Below are 1,623 nucleotides of genomic sequence, written 5' to 3'. Positions count from 1 at the left end.
GAGGTGGAATCATGCGAACAACCAGCGTGACCGCTCACTATGAGCGCAAGCTGAATACGGGTGACTATTCGAGCGTCACCCTGTCCACGTGGTCAACCGTGGAATTAGACGAAGGCGACACGGCCGCCGACGCCCTGGCCCTGGCAATGGAGAATTGCCGCGTCGCCGTGAAAGAAGCCGCTACCCCCTTCCTGAAAGCGGGCGCGGTTCCGGTGACAGTTGGTGAGCAGTTCGGCGGCTTGCCCGTCGGCGGCAATGGAGGCACATCATGATTAAGGCGCATGAGCAGCAGCTAGAGTTGCGGTTGCCGCGTATCGGCGTGATCCGCAAGGGCGGCAAGATGACCACGGGGGCGCGGCCCCAGGATACCCGGCCGGGCAAAGACCTCGACCACTTCCGCCTTGACCGCGCCGACCCGGCTGTCGCTGCCGCGTGGCTGGCGGCGTTCGGACCGGAACCAAAGACGATTAGCGGCTTCCTGCCCTACGCCGACCCGGCCGAGAATCTGCGCATCTGGGATGAACTCTGGCAGGGCAAGCGGCTCCTCTGGCGCGGCGACGGCGAGCGCTTGCACGTCAAGCTGGACGGAAATACTTACGTCCGCTACGCGCCGGGGGAAGGCCCCGCGCAACCGGCCGCGGCGGGGCAAAAGGTGGGGAGCGGCAAGGTAGGCCGCCTCTCGCGGTTGTGTCTTCTTCTCCCCCAGTTGCGAGTAGCCGGCATCTTTGAGATCATGTCATCGTCGGCGATTGACGCCGACGAACTGTGGGCCAATCTCATGTGGATTCGGTCAACCGTCGCTACCTTGCAAGGCGCGCCGGTGACGGTGTTCCGTGCCCCCCGGCAATTCAACGTCCCCAAAGAGGACGGTACGACAATGGCCGTTACCAAGCACATGCTCCACATGGCGCTTGACGGCCGCTATCTGGACGCGCTGCTGCCCAAGCCGGCCGCGCCCATGCTGGCCCCACCGGCCGCGCCTATGCTGTCATTGACCGGGCCGGCCGCGCCAGAGGATGACGCGCCGGATGAGGATGACGGCGACGCCGAATGGGAAGATGCGCCCCCCACCCCGGCCACGAACGGCAATGGCGGCGGCGGCCACGGCCAGCCGCCGGACGCCGGCCCGCTGCCCGATGACGAACTGACCATTGACGAGGCCCCGGCGCGGGATTTCGTCAACGTCGCCGCCGCGCTGTTGGACGCCGACGCCGACACGGTAAAGGCGCGGATGAAGGCGATGGGCTACGCCGGCATTCCCGGCAAGCCGGCCGACCGCGTAGCCGTCTATCGCCGGCTCAAAGCCGACCTGGGCGAGAACGTCCAGGCGGCGCTATTCGGCGCGGAGCCTGAGCCGGTCAAGTTCGTTGACCCGGCCTGACCACCGGGAGAGTTTGAGCATCGGGGCCGGGTTAGCCGCCCGGCCCCAGGAGGGTATGAGGATGAGCAAAAAGAAATCCGTAGTCGCGTATATCCTGCGCGGCGGCGAAGACGCGACGGGCAGGTATCGCGCTGAAATCGAGATTCAACGCGACAGCGAGATTGGCGAGCGGTCGATCCGGCGCTATCGCAGCACACCGCGCCGGCGCTGGCTTATTGAGCAGGCCGCCTTGATTTGGAATG

At 66.0% G+C, this 1,623-nt stretch carries 3 protein-coding genes; all 3 read left to right on the top strand.

Annotation, left to right across the window (positions count from 1 at the left end; translation table 11 throughout):
- Window positions 1-272 (top strand): hypothetical protein (locus ACE3UY_RS21475; RefSeq protein ID WP_374689522.1); only part of this gene is annotated, 272 nt, incomplete at its 5' end.
- Window positions 269-1,381 (top strand): hypothetical protein, encoded by a 1,113-nt coding sequence (locus ACE3UY_RS21470; protein WP_374689521.1) that lies wholly within the window; start codon window positions 269-271, stop codon window positions 1,379-1,381. The genes ACE3UY_RS21475 and ACE3UY_RS21470, both read left to right, overlap by 4 nt.
- Window positions 1,382-1,442: 61 nt before the next feature.
- Window positions 1,443-1,623, top strand: a 181-nt coding sequence (locus ACE3UY_RS21465) for a hypothetical protein (protein ID WP_374689520.1), incomplete at its 3' end; no start/stop codon positions are given.

Origin of the sequence: Promineifilum sp. (SeqCode) (assembly GCF_041918635.1) — a bacterium.
Taxonomy (GTDB): domain Bacteria; phylum Chloroflexota; class Anaerolineae; order Promineifilales; family Promineifilaceae; genus Promineifilum.
The sequence above is the reverse complement of the archived record's forward strand: the minus strand, read 5'-3'. Positions and strand labels throughout refer to the sequence as shown.